The sequence below is a fragment of the Aurantiacibacter arachoides genome (assembly GCF_009827335.1).
GTDB classification, from domain to species: domain Bacteria; phylum Pseudomonadota; class Alphaproteobacteria; order Sphingomonadales; family Sphingomonadaceae; genus Alteraurantiacibacter; species Alteraurantiacibacter arachoides.
Window position 1 is genome coordinate 1,653,539 of sequence record NZ_WTYH01000001.1, and the last position, 15,993, is coordinate 1,669,531.

Annotated in this window: 17 protein-coding genes; 10 read left to right on the forward strand and 7 right to left on the reverse strand. The window is 65.8% G+C overall.

Annotated features, from left to right (window positions below; translation table 11 throughout):
- The first annotated feature begins 50 nt into the window (after positions 1-50).
- Positions 51-752, forward strand: a complete 702-nt coding sequence (locus GRI62_RS08070; protein ID WP_131452828.1) for an energy transducer TonB — start codon at positions 51-53, stop codon at positions 750-752.
- A 20-nt stretch (positions 753-772) separates the two neighbouring features.
- Here the strand turns inward: GRI62_RS08070 and GRI62_RS08075 are convergent, their stop codons facing one another.
- A complete protein-coding gene (locus tag GRI62_RS08075) occupies positions 773-976 on the reverse strand; it encodes a hypothetical protein (protein WP_131453828.1) in 204 nt (67 codons plus the stop codon).
- Positions 977-1,039: 63 nt separating this feature from the next.
- Between GRI62_RS08075 and GRI62_RS08080 the strand changes: the two genes are divergently transcribed.
- Positions 1,040-2,881 (forward strand): DUF885 domain-containing protein, encoded by a 1,842-nt coding sequence (locus GRI62_RS08080; RefSeq protein WP_131452829.1) that lies wholly within the window; start codon positions 1,040-1,042, stop codon positions 2,879-2,881.
- Positions 2,882-2,888: 7 nt separating this feature from the next.
- On the opposite strand, the gene GRI62_RS08085 is transcribed toward GRI62_RS08080, so the two are convergent.
- The 3 genes from GRI62_RS08085 to GRI62_RS08095 form a co-directional block, all read right to left on the reverse strand.
- A complete protein-coding gene (locus GRI62_RS08085) occupies positions 2,889-3,737 on the reverse strand; it encodes a glutaminyl-peptide cyclotransferase (RefSeq protein WP_131452830.1) in 849 nt (282 codons plus the stop codon).
- 57 nt (positions 3,738-3,794) lie between these two features.
- Positions 3,795-4,316, reverse strand: coding sequence for a DUF937 domain-containing protein (locus GRI62_RS08090; protein WP_131452831.1), 522 nt, complete (start codon positions 4,314-4,316; stop codon positions 3,795-3,797).
- 118 nt (positions 4,317-4,434) lie between these two features.
- Positions 4,435-6,045 carry a phosphoenolpyruvate carboxykinase gene (locus GRI62_RS08095; protein WP_131452832.1) on the reverse strand — a complete coding sequence of 537 codons (1,611 nt, stop codon included), beginning with the start codon at positions 6,043-6,045 and terminating at the stop codon, positions 4,435-4,437.
- A gap of 233 nt (positions 6,046-6,278) precedes the next feature.
- Here GRI62_RS08095 and GRI62_RS08100 point away from each other — a divergent pair, with 233 nt between their 5' ends.
- From GRI62_RS08100 to GRI62_RS08130, 7 genes are read left to right on the forward strand one after another with little or no spacing between them, the layout of a single operon-like run.
- Positions 6,279-7,046, forward strand: a complete 768-nt coding sequence (locus GRI62_RS08100) for a response regulator transcription factor (protein WP_131452833.1) — start codon at positions 6,279-6,281, stop codon at positions 7,044-7,046.
- On the forward strand, positions 7,039-8,610 hold the full coding sequence (locus tag GRI62_RS08105) for a sensor histidine kinase (RefSeq protein WP_131452834.1): 1,572 nt from the start codon (positions 7,039-7,041) through the stop codon (positions 8,608-8,610). The genes GRI62_RS08100 and GRI62_RS08105 overlap by 8 nt, the downstream gene beginning before the upstream one ends.
- Entirely contained in the window at positions 8,607-9,038 is a 432-nt protein-coding gene (locus GRI62_RS08110; RefSeq protein WP_131452835.1) for an HPr kinase/phosphorylase, read from the forward strand. The genes GRI62_RS08105 and GRI62_RS08110 overlap by 4 nt, the downstream gene beginning before the upstream one ends.
- A gap of 57 nt (positions 9,039-9,095) precedes the next feature.
- Positions 9,096-10,001 (forward strand): RNase adapter RapZ, encoded by a 906-nt coding sequence (gene rapZ, locus GRI62_RS08115; RefSeq protein WP_131452836.1) that lies wholly within the window; start codon positions 9,096-9,098, stop codon positions 9,999-10,001.
- Positions 10,002-10,056: 55 nt separating this feature from the next.
- Positions 10,057-10,461 (forward strand): PTS sugar transporter subunit IIA, encoded by a 405-nt coding sequence (locus tag GRI62_RS08120; RefSeq protein WP_131452837.1) that lies wholly within the window; start codon positions 10,057-10,059, stop codon positions 10,459-10,461.
- Between the two features lie 13 nt (positions 10,462-10,474).
- A complete protein-coding gene (locus GRI62_RS08125) occupies positions 10,475-10,750 on the forward strand; it encodes an HPr family phosphocarrier protein (RefSeq protein WP_131452838.1) in 276 nt (91 codons plus the stop codon).
- On the forward strand, positions 10,747-11,577 hold the full coding sequence (locus GRI62_RS08130; protein WP_234032724.1) for a TrmH family RNA methyltransferase: 831 nt from the start codon (positions 10,747-10,749) through the stop codon (positions 11,575-11,577). The genes GRI62_RS08125 and GRI62_RS08130 overlap by 4 nt, the downstream gene beginning before the upstream one ends.
- A 20-nt stretch (positions 11,578-11,597) precedes the next feature.
- On the opposite strand, the gene GRI62_RS08135 is transcribed toward GRI62_RS08130, so the two are convergent.
- The 3 genes from GRI62_RS08135 to GRI62_RS08145 are packed head-to-tail and all read right to left on the reverse strand — an operon-like array spanning position 11,598 to position 13,970.
- A complete protein-coding gene (locus tag GRI62_RS08135; protein ID WP_131452839.1) occupies positions 11,598-12,329 on the reverse strand; it encodes a hypothetical protein in 732 nt (243 codons plus the stop codon).
- On the reverse strand, positions 12,326-13,765 hold the full coding sequence (locus tag GRI62_RS08140; protein WP_131452840.1) for a DNA recombination protein RmuC: 1,440 nt from the start codon (positions 13,763-13,765) through the stop codon (positions 12,326-12,328). The genes GRI62_RS08135 and GRI62_RS08140 overlap by 4 nt, the downstream gene beginning before the upstream one ends.
- A 49-nt stretch (positions 13,766-13,814) precedes the next feature.
- The gene (locus GRI62_RS08145) at positions 13,815-13,970 is read right to left on the reverse strand and encodes a hypothetical protein (RefSeq protein ID WP_160731845.1); all 156 of its coding nucleotides are present in this window, start codon (positions 13,968-13,970) and stop codon (positions 13,815-13,817) included.
- 333 nt (positions 13,971-14,303) lie between these two features.
- Between GRI62_RS08145 and GRI62_RS08150 the strand changes: the two genes are divergently transcribed.
- On the forward strand, positions 14,304-15,965 hold the full coding sequence (locus GRI62_RS08150; RefSeq protein WP_131452841.1) for a formate--tetrahydrofolate ligase: 1,662 nt from the start codon (positions 14,304-14,306) through the stop codon (positions 15,963-15,965).
- The last annotated feature ends 28 nt before the right edge of the window (positions 15,966-15,993 follow it).

Below are 15,993 nucleotides of genomic sequence, written 5' to 3' on the forward strand. Positions count from 1 at the left end.
AAATGTAACATGGTATCGTGACAGTATAACATAACTGAGAGGATCCTGCCATGTCGTATGCCAACGCCATTGCCACACCTGCCGACCGGGCCAAGGCCGCGGTCTCGGTGATTGCCATCCATGCTCTGGTCGGGTTCGGTATCGTCACCGGCCTGACCGTGACCGGCGCGATAACCATCGACGATGAGACGCTTGTCGGCATCGATCTGACCGATCCGCTGCCCCCGCCACCGCCCCCGCCCGAGCCGATCGAGACGGCCACCCCGGACGTGCCCGTCGCCTACCTGCCGCGGGTCGCGCCGAAACCGCCGATGGAACTTGCGCCGAGCAACCCCATTACAGTCGCACCAATTACCGACCGTGTGCCGAGGGACACCTTCTTCGTACCCGGCCCCACGGTTGATCGCGGGCCAGTGGTCGCCCCCCGGCCATCACCCTCCCCCAGCCCGGTCATCGCACCCGTCGCCGCCATTCCGCGCAACGGGCCGGCCGGATGGTTCACCAACGACGACTATCCGCGCCGCGAACTGACTCGCGAAAGCGAGGGGACAGCGCGCTATCGCCTCATCGTCGGCACGGATGGCCGGGTGGATGCCTGCGAGATCACTGCGGGCACCGGTCATGCCGGGCTCGACACCGCGACGTGCCGTCTGATCCAGACCCGCGCGCGTTTCGATGCCGCGACCAATGCCTCGGGCGAGCGCGTCGTCGGTACCTATACCGGCAGCGTCAGCTGGCAGATTCCCGAATAGGCGCAGCCAGCCCGCCGCACCTATCGGGTTCGGGCGGCAGCACCAGCCAGCGTGTCGCCGTCCGACGTCGGGGCCAGCCAGATGGCGACGTTGGCGGCCATCGTCAGCACCAGCAGGGCCATCAGACCCGCCTGCTTCCTGTGTCCGCGCCGCCACGCCACCACTGCCGCGGCGGACATGGCAATCGCGGCGAGCACCACGATCGAGATGATGAGATCGGTCATGCCGCGCATGGTGGCGCGGCCTTTCGCTTGACGCAAGCGGTTGCTTGCGCAACCACTTGCCCCATGCACAAGCCCTTCGATCTCTCGCTTTCCCGTCGCCAGCTGATCGGCGCGATGGGTGCTACCACCGCGCTTTCCGTGTTGCCCGGTTGCGTCACCACGCCCGCTGCCCCGGCCCAGAGCGCCGCCGCACTGCTCGACAGCTTTGCCTGGAACCTGCTGGAACACGAACCGGCCCGCGCCACCAGCCTGGCGGTCGACACGGGCGCAAAGTCCTACCTGCGCGGACGACTGGCCGATGCCACCCCCGCCGGCCAGGATGCCTATGCCGCGACCCTGCGCGCCGATCTGGCGCGCGCCCGCGCGTTCCCCAGGGATGGGCTGGACCCGGCCACGCGAACCAGCTTCGAAGTCGTCGAAAGCGCCTATTCAACGGCGCTCGAAGGGTTCGCGCTGCCCTATGGCGACATTCCCGTCGGCACCTGGCGCACTGCGCCCTATGTCGTCATCCAGAACGTGGGCGCCTACAACGACATTCCCCGCTTCCTCGATTCCGAACACCCGATCAAGACGCGCGAAGATGCAGAGGCCTACCTCTCGCGACTGGAAGCCATCCCGGGCGTGATGAGGGGCGAGCTCGAGCGCATCCGGCAGGCGCGCAGCCTGGGCGTGGTGCCACCCGATTTCCTGCTCGACAAGGCGATTACCGCGGTAAGCGCCCAGCGTGACGACGCCGCGCAAGGCGGTTCACTGGTCGAATCGCTGGTGCGCCGCACGCGCGAAGAAGGCATCCCGGGCAACTGGCGGGACCGTGCGCAGGCCCTCGTCACCGGCGGCGTCGCTCCGGCGCTCGGCGTGCAGCTGGCCGAACTGCAGACCCAGCGCGGCATGGCCCGCAGCGCGCCCGGCATGAACGCGCAGCCCGGCGGCGAGGAGTGGTATCGCTGGGCGCTCAAGTCCTCCACCACGACGGACCGCTCCGCGCAGGACATCCACCGCCTCGGCATGGATACGCTGGCCGACATTCACGGCCGGATGGACCCGCTGCTGCGCGATCTGGGCTATGCAAGCGGCAATCCCGGCCAGCGCATGGTGCAGCTCGGCGACGATGACCGGTTCAAGTTCTCTCCCGGCGATACCGGCCGTGCCGAGGTCATCAGCTTCCTTGAAGAGCGCATCGACTGGATCCGCGCGCAGATGCCGCGCGCCTTTCGCCGCGTGATCGACCCCGCGGTTGAGGTCCGCCGGATTCCGGTGAACGAGGAGGCTGGCGCCGCGGGTGCCTACGGCGGCGCGCCCGCCATCGACGGGTCGCGTCCCGGCATCTTCTGGATCAACCTTGGCAACATGGAAGACCTGCGACAGATCGAACTGCCCACGCTCGCCCACCACGAGGCCATTCCCGGTCACGTCTGGGAAGGCGAATATTCCAACCAGCTGCCGCTGATCCGGGCGATCCTGGCGTTCAACGCCTTTTCCGAAGGCTGGGCGCTCTATTCCGAGCAGCTGGCCGACGAACTGGGCGCCTACGATGACAACCCCGCATGGCGGCTGGGATATATGAACGATGCGGCCTTCCGCGCCGTGCGGCTGGTGGTGGACACCGGCATCCACGCGCTGGGCTGGGACCGCGAGCGGGCGATCGCCTTCTATGCCGAAAACCTGGGCAAATCGCGCGAGGACAGCGCGCGCGAGATCGATCGCTATTGCAGCTGGCCGGGGCAGGCCTGCGGCTACATGGTCGGCAAGCTGGAAATCCTGCGCCAGCGCGAGCGGGCGATGGCGGCGCTCGGATCGCGGTATGACCTGCGCGATTTCAACCAGGCGGTGGTCGATGCGGGCAACACCCCGCTAGACGTGCTGGCGGGCAACATCGGACGCTTCATCGGGACCGCGGGCGGGTAACCGTTGCCTAGCGCGCGGTGACCTCGGCTCCCTCGCGCGGCTCCAGGCGTATTTCGTAGAGCCGCGGCCACAGCTTGCCGGTGACGAACAGGCGCTGCCCATCAGCATCCCAAGCGATGCCGTTCAGCACCGCGTCGGGATCGGCCATCCGGTTCGCTTCCGCCAGTGGGCGCAGGTCGGCAACCTGGCGCACCACGCCGCTCGCCGGATCGATGAACAGCAGGAAGCCCGTGTGCCACACGTTGGCGACGATCTGCCCGTCGATGAATTCGAGCTCGTTCAACTGGTCGACCTCGCGCCCGCCCAGCGTCACCACCACTTCGCGCGCGACCTCCAGCGTTTCCGGATCGAGAAAGCGCAGCGTGGAGGAGCCATCCGAAGCGATCAGGTGCGTGCCGTCCTCGGTCAGCCCCCAACCCTCGAACGGAAAGGCGCGCGTGTCGATGGGCGCAAGCGTGGCGAGGTCCCAGCGATGCACGACCTTGTCCGTCCACGTCAGGCTGACGAGCGTATCGCCCCACAGCGCCAGGCCCTCGCCGAACTGTTCGGCGGGAAGTGCGGCGCTCGCTTCGACCAAGCCACTGGTCAGGGTCAGGCGGCGAATTTGTGACTGCCCCTCGCGCCCGGTGCTCTCGTACAACGCGCCGTCGTGCCACAGTAGCCCTTGCGTGAAGGCGGCGCTGTCATGCGGATAGGTGGCGACGATGACCGGGTCGGCGACCACCACGGCGGGTGCGGCGTCCTGCCCGACGACCGGCGCGGCGACGGGCGCTGCGACCTGCGCCGACGGGGACAGCCCCGTCGCGGCGCTCAGGGCAAGCCCGGCACCAATTGCGAGGATGGTGAACGGCTTCATCGCAGCGCTTGTGCGCTGCGCCACATTGCCCGTCAATGAAGCCCGCTGGCAGGTGCGCTAGCGCCGCTTGGTAAGGCCTCCGACGATCGAACCCAGAATGCCGCCGAGGTCGGGGCCGGCAGGAGCGGCCGCCGCACCCCCGGTCCCGCCACGCCCTCGCTGGGCAAGATAGCCAAGCGCCGCCATCGCGAGGATGGGCAGCATTTTCTTTAGAAGATCCTGGCTGATCCCGGTGCTTTGGGCGGCTTCGTTCGTGACCGAGCGGCTGACGTCCTTGTTGCCGAAGATTTCGCCAAGGATGTCGTTGCCCTGCTTCACCGGCGTCGGGCTGCCGCCCAGCACCGCCTCGAGCAGGCCCCCGCCCATGCCTCCCCCAAGGGCACCGCCGAGGATCGAACCGAGCCCGCCCAAGGGGTCAGCCGCCGCGCCCGCGCTACCGGCAGAGCTGCGCCCCATACCTGCCACGATCGCGGGCAGCAGCGCGTTGGCACCGGTGCGCGCCGTGTTCTGGTCGACGCCGAGCTCGCGCGCCATTGCGTCGATGGCGCCCGATTGCTGCAGGGCTTGGGCAAGGCTCATGGGGAAGTCTCCGATTGCTGGAAGGGTCGCCGCATCAACGCACGGGCCGCAAAAATAGGCCCCGCTCCGGCCGAAGCCGGGCGGGGTCCTCCTCTCCAACTCGAAATCCGTGAGAGCGTCAGGCAGCCTGCGGAGCGGCCTGGCGCACGCCCTCGTCGACATGCTCGGCGAACTGGCGGAAATTCTCCACGAACAGCTCGACCAGCTTCTGCGCGGTGGCGTCGTATTCGCCCTTGTCCGTCCAGGTGCTGCGCGGGTCGAGGATCGTCTGGTCGATGCCTTGCGCTTCAAGCGCGGGAACGCTGACCGGCACGTCGAAGCCGAAGTTGGGATCCTTGCGGAATTCGACATCGTCGAGGTCACCGTCGAGCGCGGCGTTGAGCAACGCGCGGGTGGCCTTGATCGGCATCCGCTTGCCCACGCCGTACTTCCCGCCGGTCCAGCCGGTGTTGACCAGCCAGCAGGTTGCTCCGCCCTCGGCAATGCGCTTCTTCAGCAGGTTGCCATAGACGCTAGGGTGGCGCGGCATGAACGCGGCGCCGAAGCAGGTGCTGAACGTCGCGGTCGGCTCGGTCACGCCGATCTCGGTTCCCGCCACCTTGGCGGTGTAGCCCGAGAGGAAGTGATACATCGCCTGGTCCGGCGTCAGCCGCGCGATCGGGGGCAACACGCCAAAGGCATCGGCGGTGAGGAAGATGACGTTGGACGGCGGCGGGCCGAGGTTCTTCTCGCTCGTGTTCGGGATGAACTCGATCGGATAGGCGCCGCGGGTGTTTTCGGTCTTGCTGTCGTCGGTGAAGTCGAGCTCGCGCGTGCGCTCGTCCATCGTCACGTTCTCGAGGATCGTGCCGAACATCTTCGTGGTCGCGTAGATCTCCGGCTCGCCCTCGGCCGAGAGGTTGATCATCTTGGCGTAGCAGCCGCCCTCGAAATTGAAGATCGCCTCGTCCGACCAGCCGTGCTCGTCGTCGCCGATCAGCGTGCGGCTGGCGTCGGCGGAAAGCGTCGTCTTGCCGGTGCCGGAAAGGCCGAAGAAGATCGCGCTCTTGCCGTCGGAACCGATGTTGGCGCTGCAGTGCATGGGCATGACGCCCTGCGCCGGCAGCAGGTAGTTGAGCAGGCCGAAAACGCCCTTCTTCATCTCGCCCGAATATTCGGTGTTGCCGATCAGGATCATCTTCTCGGTCAGATTGACCGCGATCACCGTGTCGCTGCGGCAACCGTGGCGTTCGGGGTCGGCCTTGAAGCTGGGCAGATTGATGATGGTGTATTCAGGCTCGAATCCGGCTAGCTCGTCGGCAGTGGGCCGCACCAGCAGCGTGCGGATGAACAGGTTGTGCCAGGCGAGCTGGTTGATGACCCGCACGTTGACGCGATATTCCGGCTGGCTGCCGCCGAACAGGTCGGCCACGAACAGTTCATCCTGGCCCTTCAGCTCGGCAAGGAAATCCGCCTTCAGCACATCCCAGTGCGCCTGGTCCATCGGCTGGTTAATGGGTCCCCAGTTGATCGACCCCTCGGTCGTCGCATCGCGCACGACGTACTTGTCCTTCACGCTGCGACCGGTGAACTTGCCGGTGTCGACGAGCAGGGCACCGTCCTTAGTCAGCTTGCCCTCACCCCGTTGCAGGGCTTCCTGGACGAGCGCGGCGGTGCCGAAGTTGGCATGAATGGTGGCGGATGTGGCGATGCCCTGTGCGGACAACGGCACCGAAAGCGATGCGGTCAAGATCTGGCTCCTCACGATCTCGAAGATGGAAAAGGTGCTATCGAGAGCGCCTTTGTTGCAGGTCGCATAGTCACCTGAAATTGCGGCGTCAATTTGCCCGGGCGAATTGCGGCGGACCCCATGCCATTGTGATCGTTCACAACGATCCAGACAGCCGCGAAAGACCTTTTGCCGGACAGCGGCGTTGTGCAAGCGCGTGTGAAAAGTTAGGTCGAACTGCACAAGGGAGCCCGATGACCGACACTTCGCACACAGCCGACACGGTCGATTCGCCGGCGGGCGAAAGCCAGCGCGTGATCGCCCTGGTCGATGACGACCGCAACATCCTCACCACGCTCTCGATCGCGTTGCAGGCCGAGGGCTACGCCACCCGGGTCTATTCCGATGGCGAGGCGGCGCTCGCCGCGCTGCGCCAGAACCCGCCGGACCTTGCCGTGTTCGATATCAAGATGCCGCGCATGGACGGGCTGGAACTGCTCAAGAAACTGCGGGAAACCTCTGATCTGCCGGTCATTTTCCTCACCAGCAAGGATCAGGAAGCCGACGAGGAAGTGGGCCTCGCAATGGGCGCGGACGATTACATCGCCAAGCCCTTCAGCCAACGCCTGCTCCTCGCGCGCATCCGCGCCATCCTGCGCCGCGCCGCGCCGCTCGATCCGCTGGATGCAACCTCGCCCGCGTCGGTCAGCGGGGCGCTCGACACGATCATGCGCGGGCGCCTGGCGATGGACCCCGCCCGCCACCAGGTGACCTGGGACGGTCGCCCGGTCAGCCTGACGGTGACGGAGTTCCTGATCCTGGAGGCGCTGGCCCAGCGCCCCGGCGTCATCAAGAGCCGCAACCAGCTGATGGACGCCGCATATCCAGACGACGTGTTCGTCGATGATCGCACGGTCGATTCGCACATCAAGCGGCTGCGGCGCAAATTCCGTTCTGCGGATCCGGAGTTCGGTGCGATCGAGACGCTTTACGGCGCCGGCTACAGCTTTTCCGATGGCTGAGGAGGTGGCAAGTGCCGGCCGCCTCGAACGGCTGGCCTTTCCCATCGGCACCTCGCTCACGAAGCGGATCCTCGCCGTCAACCTCGTGCCGCTGCTGGTGCTGGCGGGCAGCCTGTTCTTCCTCGATTCCTACCGCCGGCAGCTGCTTGACGAACGGTTCAAGCTGGCGCGGATCGAAGCGCAGATCACTGCCGAGGCGCTGGCCGGTGCCACGATCGAACGGCAGAACGCATTGCTGGTGCAGATCGGCAAGGAACAGCGGATGCGCCTGCGGATGTACGATTCCGCCGGCGTGCTGACCGCCGACAGCTTCGACCTCGCCCCGCCCAGCTTCACCTTTGACGATCCCGTGGCCGAACCCTTTATCGAGGATTTCGCCCGGTGGACCGACGCCGCGGTGAACACGCTGGTCGGCGCGCCCTCCCCCCCGCGCTACGTGGAGCCTGCGGAAACGCAGGCCGACCTGTGGCCGGAACTTGCCCGTGTGCGCCAGCAGGGTCTGAGCCAGATCGAACTGCGCCGCGCGCCCGACGGCACCCCGGTCATCAACGCGGCCGCGCCCGTGGGGGTCAACGGTGCCAGCCTGCTCACCACCCGCAACGCATCCGACATCACTGCAGCCGTGCGCGCCGCGCGCTCCAGCCTGATGACGATCATCCTGCTCGCCCTGGTCGTCTCCACCATCCTGTCGCTTTATCTTGCGTCCACCATCATCGACCCGCTGCGCCGCCTGGTCCTGTCCACCCAGCGCGTGCGGCAGGGGCGCGAGCGCGATGTCGAGGTCCCGCGCATGGACACCCGCGGCGACGAGATCGGGCTGCTGGCCCGCGCCGTATCGGACATGACGGCAACGCTGCGCCACCGGATCGACGCGGTCGAGACCTTTGCCGCCGACGTCGCGCACGAAATTAAGAACCCGCTGGCCTCGCTGCGCAGCGCCACCGAATCGCTGGCCAAGGTGACCGACCCGGACCTGCGCGCGCAACTGATCGACGTGGCCGCGCACGACGTGCGCCGGATCGACCGGCTGGTGAGCGAGATTTCGGAAGCCAGCCGGATCGATGCCGAGATGAGCCGCGCCACGTTCGAACGCGTCGACCTCGCCGACCTGTTCGCCAACGTCGTAACGCGCAAGGAAAGTCGGCATGAGACCCGGGATTGCGTCATCGAGGTCGTGCGCGGCAGCGGGCCTACCGAGGTGATGGGCGTGCCCATCCGCCTGGAAAGGGTGGCCGAAAACCTGCTGGACAACGCCATATCCTTTTCGCCCCCCGCGGGCCGCATCGTCGTCAACGTCTCGCGGTTCGACGAGCGGGTGCAGGCCAGCGTGTGCGACGAAGGCCCCGGCATCCCCGAGGATGCGCGCGAAAAGGTCTTTCGCCGGTTCAATTCGCACCGGCCCGAAGGCGAGGACTTCGGCAACCACAGCGGCCTTGGCCTCGCCATCGGGCGCACCATTGCCGAAGCGCACGACGGTGCGCTGTTCGTCGACGATCCCGACGCCGAGGGAAGCAGCGAAAGCCTCGGCGGCGCCTGTGTGGTGCTGGACCTGCCCGCGGCATGAGCGGTTCTGGCGCTACCCCTCTGGCCAACGTCAGCTGCGTGGCGATGCGCGGGCGCGGGGTGCTGATCACCGGCGATCCGGGCAGCGGCAAGTCGAGCCTGACGCTGGCGCTGCTCGACCGTGGCGGGACGCTGGTCGGCGATGACGGGGTGGACCTGGCGATAGAGGGCGGGCGGGTCGTGGCCCATCCGCCCGAGCACACCGCTGGCCTCATCGAAATCCGCAACGTCGGCCTGCTGGAGGTGCCGGTGACAAGCGCGCCCGTCGCCATCGTCATCCATCTTGCCCACGATGCCGAACGCTTGCCACTGGGTGCAGGCGAGGCGTCGCTGCTGGGCATCGGCGTGCCGCAGGTCGATCTCTACCCCGACAGCCCGGTACTGGCGCTGCGGGCCGAGGCGGCGCTGGAAATCCACGGCCTCGGCTGAGGGGGCGCTTCCCTTTGCCCTTCACATTTGTTTGCGAAGCGGCCACACCGGGCGGTGATGGAGGACACCCCGGCTCGCCCGCGCCAGCGCATCCTGCTCGTCACCGGAATGCTCGGTGCCGGCAAGAGCACGGCCTTGCGCGAACTCGAGGACCTCGGCTGGGAAGCGATCGACAACTTCCCCATCCGCCTGCTGGATCGCATGGCTGAGCAGGACGAAGGCTATTCGCTCGCCATCGGCTTCGACTGCCGCACGCGCGGCTTCATCCCCGACGACATCATCGCGCAGGTGAAGCGCTGGACCGACCAGCATGACATTGCCGTAACCACGCTGTTCCTGGACTGCGCCGGACACGAGCTGGAGCGCCGTTTCAACGAGACGCGGCGGCGGCATTTCCTGGCGCAGGACCTGCCCGTATCGAGCGGCATCGCGGCCGAACGCGAATTGCTCAGTCCGCTGCGGCGCTGGGCCGACGTGCTGATCGATACCACCGACTTTTCGGTGAACGACCTGAAACAGACCATCCGCCAGCAATTCGCCCAGACTGCCCCGCGCGAGATGACCGTGACCGTGTCCAGCTTCGGCTTTTCCCGCGGCACCCCGCCCAATGCCGATCTGGTGTTCGACATGCGCTATCTCGACAATCCGCATTGGGAGCCGGGCCTGAAAGAGCAGACCGGGCTGGACGATCCGGTGGGCGCGTTCATCGAGAACAACGCCGTCTTCACCAGCAGCTTTGCCAAGATCCGCGCCCTGCTGCTCGAACTGCTGCCGCGTTATGCCGCGCAGGGAAAGACCTACGTCAACATCGCCTTCGGTTGTACCGGCGGACGTCACCGCAGCGTCTACACCGCCGAGAAGATGGCGAAGGTCTTGCGCGAGAGCGGCTTTTCGCCCACGGTCCTGCACCGCAATCTGGGATCGCGAGCGGCGGAACTGGTCGAGGGCTCGCAACATCCGTGACGAGAGAGCCACATCCCGGAAGAACCCAAGGGCGCTTCAAGAGTTCACATCGCATATGATCGGATTGATCCTCGTCACCCACGGCCGCCTGGCCGAGGAATTCGTCGCCGCGATGGAACACGTCGTCGGTCCGCAGCAGGCTATCGCCACCATCTGCATCGGCCCCAGCGACGACATGGAGCGCCGCCGCAAGGATATCGCCCAGGCAATCGCCACCGTCGATACGGGCCGGGGCGCGATCATGCTGACCGACCTGTTCGGCGGCACGCCCTCCAATCTCGCGATCTCGTTGCTGGAACCGGGGCGGACAGAGGTCATCGCCGGCGTCAACCTGCCGATGCTCATCCGCCTCGCTGGCGCGCGCAAGGAGATGCCGATCAACGCCGCCGCCCACGCCGCGCGCGAAGCGGGCCGCAACTACATTACCGTGGCGTCCGAGTTCCTCGGGCAGACGGTATAGGGAGGCCGGCGGAATGGACGCGGTCAGCCAGACTGTCACCATCGTCAACAAGCGCGGGCTGCATGCGCGGGCCAGCGCGAAATTCGTCGCCGCGGTGGCGGAAATGGACGTTTGCCGCGTTACCGTTACAAAGGACGGCACCACGGCGGGGGGCGGCTCCATCCTCGGCCTGATGATGCTGGGCGCGGCCAAGGGTGACACCGTCACGATCAGTGCCGAAGGCGCAGGCTCTCAGGCGCGTCTGGCAGAACTGGTGGAGCTGGTGGAAACCGGCTTCGGCGAAGAGTGAGCGCGCCTGTCGCGGTGGACCGGGCAAACCGGCGGCAGATCACCGGGTATTCCAACCCCACCGTCAAGTTCCTGAAAAGCCTGCGCGACAAGAAGCATCGGCGGCGCGAGGGCCGTTTCCTGGCCGAAGGGCTGCGGCTGCTGACCGACGCGCGCGAGAACGGCCGCGTGCCGGAAATGCTGGTGATGGCGGACAAGCGCGACCCGCATCCCCTGCTCGACGCCCTGATCGCCGCGGTGGACGTGGCTGGCGGCGAAATCGTCGAGACTACGCCCGACATCCTTTCCAAGATAAGCGGCAAGGACAACCCGCAGGCCGTTGCGGGGGTGTTTGCCGAATTCGACACAACGCTCGCCACTCTCGATCGTTCGGCGGCGCCGATCTGGCTGGTGGCGCAGGCGCTGCGCGATCCGGGCAACCTTGGCACCATGCTGCGCACCGGCGATGCCATCGGGGCCGGCGGCCTGATCCTGATCGACGATTGTGCCGATCCCTTCAGCGTAGAGGCCGTGCGCGCCAGCATGGGAGCAGTGTTCACCCAAGGCTTGGCCCAGGCGACATGGGACGAGTTCCTGCCCTGGCTGCGGTCCGGTGCGGGGCAACTTGTGGCTGCCAGCCTGCGCGAAGCGGTGCCCTATCGCGGCGCGCCTTACACCGCCCCGTGCTTCGTGCTGGTGGGCAACGAATCGCGCGGTCTGCCCGATAATTACGAGCGGGCCTCCGACCTGCGCGTGACGATGCCGATGAAGGGCCGCGCCGACAGCCTGAACGCGGCGGTGGCGGCCGCGGTATTGGGGTACGAAGTGCTGGCTTCCCTCAAGGGATAATGCATCGGCAATCCGCCGCCTCAGTCCCCCGCAATGAAGGTCGTCACCCGCCAACGACCGTTACGCCGTGCCGCGCCGATACGGTAATCGATGATGCTGCGCAGGTTCTTTTGCCGAATAAAGCCGGTGCGCTGTTCGCCGGACTCGTCATCCTTCCAGGTGATCTCGGCCCATTCCTCTCCGGGGCGGGCATTACCGGTGCGCTCGACTTCGGTCCATGACACTATTCCGACGCGAGGCGTTTCTTCATTGGGCTGCGAATGGATGGCGACGTTCTCACCGGTGACGATCGCACCGTTATAAGGGTCGACCGTGCTTTGCTGGGCGAAGTACCACGGCATGGTCAGGGTCGCCCCGTCCGAGGCGCAGCCCAGTCGAAGGACTTCTGCCGCCTCGGTCCACAAGTCGTAGGATGGATCGTCCAGCCGCTCCACCAGCAGGTCTCGGCCCGAACCGCCGCCGAAATCGAGCTGGACATCGTCAGCCGCCAGCGCGGCAAAGGCCTGGGCATCACGCGCGGCCACCGCGCTGCGCAGTTCGGCAAGAAAGGCGGAGCCGCCCGGCTGATCGGTGCACTCGTCTCGCGGGGCAAAGGGTCCCTGGGCCTGCCGGGGCAACGGCTCCGCCTCACCCTCGGCGACGATTTCCTCGGCTGCGCGTTCCAGCTTCTCGACGGGCGGATCGCTGCGATCGCAGGCGACGAGCATCACGGGGAGCGCCACCATGATCGCGGCCAAACCCAGGCGTGTCATCCGGCGCTCTCCTCCTCCACTTCGCTTGCCGCCTCAATGCGCGCGGTGTCAGCCGGTTCCGGCAGGTCCTCCGCGCCATATCGCGGCGCGCCCTCGACCAGGGGCACCTCGTCGATGTCCTTGCCGATCTCGAGTCCCTTGTCCGCCATGCGCCTGCCGGAGGTCAGCACGTTCCGCTCGAAACTGCCGACGAACTTGTTGTAGTTGGAAACGGCCGATTCCAGCCCGCTGCCCATGCGCTTGAGGTGCTGCGCGGCAGTGGCGAGGCGATCGTGCAGTTCCACGCCCATACGCCCGATTTCCTTGGCTTCGGTCGCCAGCTGGTCCTGCCGCCATACCTGCGCCACGGTGCGGGCAATGGCAACGAGGTTGGTCGGCGTCGCCAGCAACACGCCGTTCTGGAAGGCGAAGTCCCATAGTTCCGGATCGGCTTCCAGCGCAGCGGCGACGAAGTGTTCGCCAGGCACGAACATCACCACGTAATCGGGAGCTTCCTCGAATTGGCTCTGGTAACTCTTGGCGCCCAGCGTCTGCACGTGATTGCGCATCGACTTGGCATGCAGCTTCAGCTGCGCGTTGCGCTCCGTATCGTTATCCGCCTCGTAGGCGGCCTGGTAGGCGTTTAGCGAGACCTTGGCATCGATCACCAGCTTCTTCTGGCCGGGCACGTGAACGATGGCATCGGGCCGCAACCGTCCGCCCTCGGTATCGATCGAGTGTTCGAGCACGAAATCGGTATGCTGCGACAGGCCGCACTGCTCGAGCACGTTCTGCAAGGCCCGCTCGCCCCAGCGCCCGCGCGCCTTGGGCGCATTGGTAAGCGAGTTGCCGAGCCGCTGCGCCTCCCGTCGGACCTCTTCCTGGCCCAGCCGCATCGTCTCAATCTGCTGATGCAGCTTGGCAAAGGCATCGGTGCGCTGCCGTTCGAGCGAGCCAACCTGCTCCTCGTACCGCAGCAGCCGATCGTTGACCGGCTTGAGCAGGTTGGCGACGGCTTCCTTGCTGGCTTTTTCCGCGTGGCCCAGGCGCTCTGCCGCGTCGGCGGTAAATTTCTCCTGCGCCTTGTTCAGCACCTCGCTGCCCGCGGCGCGAAACTGCGTGAGCAATTCCTCGCGCGCATCCTTCATCAGGGTGATCTGCTTCTCGAAGTTCGCCTCGTTCGCCTCCAGCGTGGCCAGGCGCGATTTCAGCGAGTCCCGTTCATCGCGGATCGTAGTCAGGTGAACTTCGAGCCCGTCGGCCCGGTCCGCCCGCACAGTCGCGTTTTCCAGATCGACGATGGCCTTGCGGAACTTGTCGTCCAGTTCCCGCGCCTCTGCATCGCGCGCCTCGTGGCGGCTGCGCCATTCGGCGACGGGCTTTGCGCCGAGCCAATGGCCTGCCGCGAAGGCGATGATGGCAACGCCAAGGAAAATTGCGAAATAGATAGTATCCATTCATGACCCCGTCTGCCTAGTGCCGCCGACACAACGTCGGCGGCACAGGTCAGCTGTCGCGCGGAACGATGCCGAGGTCGCTTAACGCTTCTTCCTCGGTTTCGAAGCCAACACCAGATTCTACATAGATATCGCCTTCCGGCGAGATCAGAAGCCAGTGAAAACCATCCGCTAGCTGACACGTTGAATGGAGCCGAGAAGTCACGGCATCCTCCTGTGTCAGGGACTAGTCTGTGATCCGGGAGAGTATCAGTCATCGCGTAGAACGCGCTACTCCAAGGAGGGCCACGCTTCAGCGAAATGGAAAGATATACCGTTCTCGGGGCATCGACCTTGCCTCAGGCGCCCAATTTGCGAGGCTTCGCTACGTTAGACGCGTACTGGCATTTCGCAATAAGGTTTAGCGATTTCTCCACGAAGAACGCAGCGCTAATAGTCCTTGAGCGCCCAAGGGTGAATATGTATGCAAGGCCATAATTCGGATTTGCGAATTTTTCGCAATCGTGAAAAGATGCGAACGCACTGAGAGGATTTGCCGATGCCCACAGATATTGAAATCGCCCGCCAGGCGACGCTTCTGCCGATTACCGACGTGGCGAAGAACGCCGGTGTGCCGGACGAGGCGCTGATTCCCTACGGCAAGTACAAGGCCAAGGTCGATACCTCCCACCTGTCCGACAATGCCCTGGGCAAGCTGATCCTCGTCACGGCGATCAACCCTACCCCGGCGGGCGAGGGCAAGACGACGACCTCGGTCGGCCTGTCGGACGCGCTGCATCGCATCGGCAAGAAGACCATGCTGTGCCTGCGCGAACCTTCGCTTGGCCCCTGCTTCGGTATGAAGGGCGGCGGCGCCGGTGGCGGGAAGAGCCAGGTCATGCCGATGGACGAGATCAACCTGCATTTTACCGGCGATTTCCACGCCATTACCAGCGCGCACAACCTGCTGGCGGCGATGATCGACAACTCGATCTATTGGGGCAATCCCAACGACATCGACCTGCGCCGGGTGGTGTGGAAGCGTGTGCTGGACATGAACGACCGCGCCCTGCGGCAGATCGTCGGCCCGCTCGGCGGCGTGGCCAACGGCTTCCCCCGCGAGAGCGGCTTCGACATTACCGTGGCATCGGAAATCATGGCGATCCTGTGCCTCGCCACCGATCTTGCCGACCTGCAAAAGCGGCTGGGCGACATCATCGTCGCCTACAACCGCAAGCGCGAGCCGGTCTATTGCCGCGACATCAAGGCCGACAGCGCCATGACCGTTTTGCTGAAGGATGCGATCCTGCCCAACCTGGTGCAGACGCTGGAGAACAACCCGGCCTTCCTCCACGGCGGGCCCTTTGCCAACATTGCCCACGGCTGCAACAGCGTGATCGCCACCAAGACGGCGATGCGGATGGCCGATTATACCGTGACCGAGGCCGGCTTCGGCGCCGATCTGGGCGCGGAGAAGTTCATGGACATCAAGTGTCGCCTTGCGGGCCTGAAGCCCGATGCCATCGTGATCGTCGCCACGGTGCGCGCGCTCAAGATGAACGGCGGGGTGGCCAAGAACGACCTCGGCACGCCCAACGCCGATGCGGTGCGCAGCGGCGCGGTGAATCTCAAGCGGCACATCGAAAACCTCAAGAAGTTCGGCGTGACGCCGACGGTGGCCATCAACCACTTCTACCTCGACACCGACGAGGAGATCGCGGTGATCCAGGAAATGGCTGCCGAGTTCGGCACCGATGCCGTGATCTGCAAGCACTGGGCCGATGGCAGCGCCGGGGCAGAGGAACTGGCGCGCATCGTCGCCGCCAAGGCCGATGCCGGCGCGCCGGAGTTCCACCCGCTTTATCCGGACGACATGTCGCTGGCCGACAAGATCCGCACCGTGGGCAAGGAAATCTACCGCGCCGACGAGGTCCACATCGCCTCACCGCTGGTCAAGCAGCTCGAGCAGTGGGAGCAGATGGGTTACGGCAAGTATCCCGTCTGCATGGCCAAGACACAATATTCCTTCACCACCGATCCCACGCGCCTCGGCGCGCCGACCGGGCACGAGGTGGAGGTGAACGAAGTGCGACTGTCCGCCGGCGCGGGGTTCGTCGTCGCGGTGTGCGGCGGCATCATGACCATGCCGGGCCTGCCCAAGGTGCCCAGCGCAGAAAACATCTACCTCGACGAGAACGGCCAGATCGAAGGGCTGTTCTGACGCTGATGGTGGCGGACTTGACCTGCCG

Excerpts from the sequence above, each read along its gene's own strand:
- GRI62_RS08070 (WP_131452828.1), top strand. The coding sequence starts at position 51 with ATGTCGTATGCCAACGCCATTGCCACACCTGCCGACCGGGCCAAGGCC.
- GRI62_RS08125 (WP_131452838.1), top strand. The coding sequence starts at position 10,475 with ATGGACGCGGTCAGCCAGACTGTCACCATCGTCAACAAGCGCGGGCTG.
- rapZ (WP_131452836.1), top strand. The coding sequence starts at position 9,096 with ATGGAGGACACCCCGGCTCGCCCGCGCCAGCGCATCCTGCTCGTCACC.
- GRI62_RS08110 (WP_131452835.1), top strand. The coding sequence starts at position 8,607 with ATGAGCGGTTCTGGCGCTACCCCTCTGGCCAACGTCAGCTGCGTGGCG.
- GRI62_RS08085 (WP_131452830.1), bottom strand. The coding sequence starts at position 3,737 with ATGAAGCCGTTCACCATCCTCGCAATTGGTGCCGGGCTTGCCCTGAGC.
- GRI62_RS08100 (WP_131452833.1), top strand. The coding sequence starts at position 6,279 with ATGACCGACACTTCGCACACAGCCGACACGGTCGATTCGCCGGCGGGC.
- GRI62_RS08090 (WP_131452831.1), bottom strand. The coding sequence starts at position 4,316 with ATGAGCCTTGCCCAAGCCCTGCAGCAATCGGGCGCCATCGACGCAATG.
- GRI62_RS08075 (WP_131453828.1), bottom strand. The coding sequence starts at position 976 with ATGACCGATCTCATCATCTCGATCGTGGTGCTCGCCGCGATTGCCATG.
- GRI62_RS08120 (WP_131452837.1), top strand. The coding sequence starts at position 10,057 with ATGATCGGATTGATCCTCGTCACCCACGGCCGCCTGGCCGAGGAATTC.
- GRI62_RS08135 (WP_131452839.1), bottom strand. The coding sequence starts at position 12,329 with ATGACACGCCTGGGTTTGGCCGCGATCATGGTGGCGCTCCCCGTGATG.
- GRI62_RS08140 (WP_131452840.1), bottom strand. The coding sequence starts at position 13,765 with ATGGATACTATCTATTTCGCAATTTTCCTTGGCGTTGCCATCATCGCC.
- GRI62_RS08080 (WP_131452829.1), top strand. The coding sequence starts at position 1,040 with ATGCACAAGCCCTTCGATCTCTCGCTTTCCCGTCGCCAGCTGATCGGC.
- GRI62_RS08105 (WP_131452834.1), top strand. The coding sequence starts at position 7,039 with ATGGCTGAGGAGGTGGCAAGTGCCGGCCGCCTCGAACGGCTGGCCTTT.
- GRI62_RS08150 (WP_131452841.1), top strand. The coding sequence starts at position 14,304 with ATGCCCACAGATATTGAAATCGCCCGCCAGGCGACGCTTCTGCCGATT.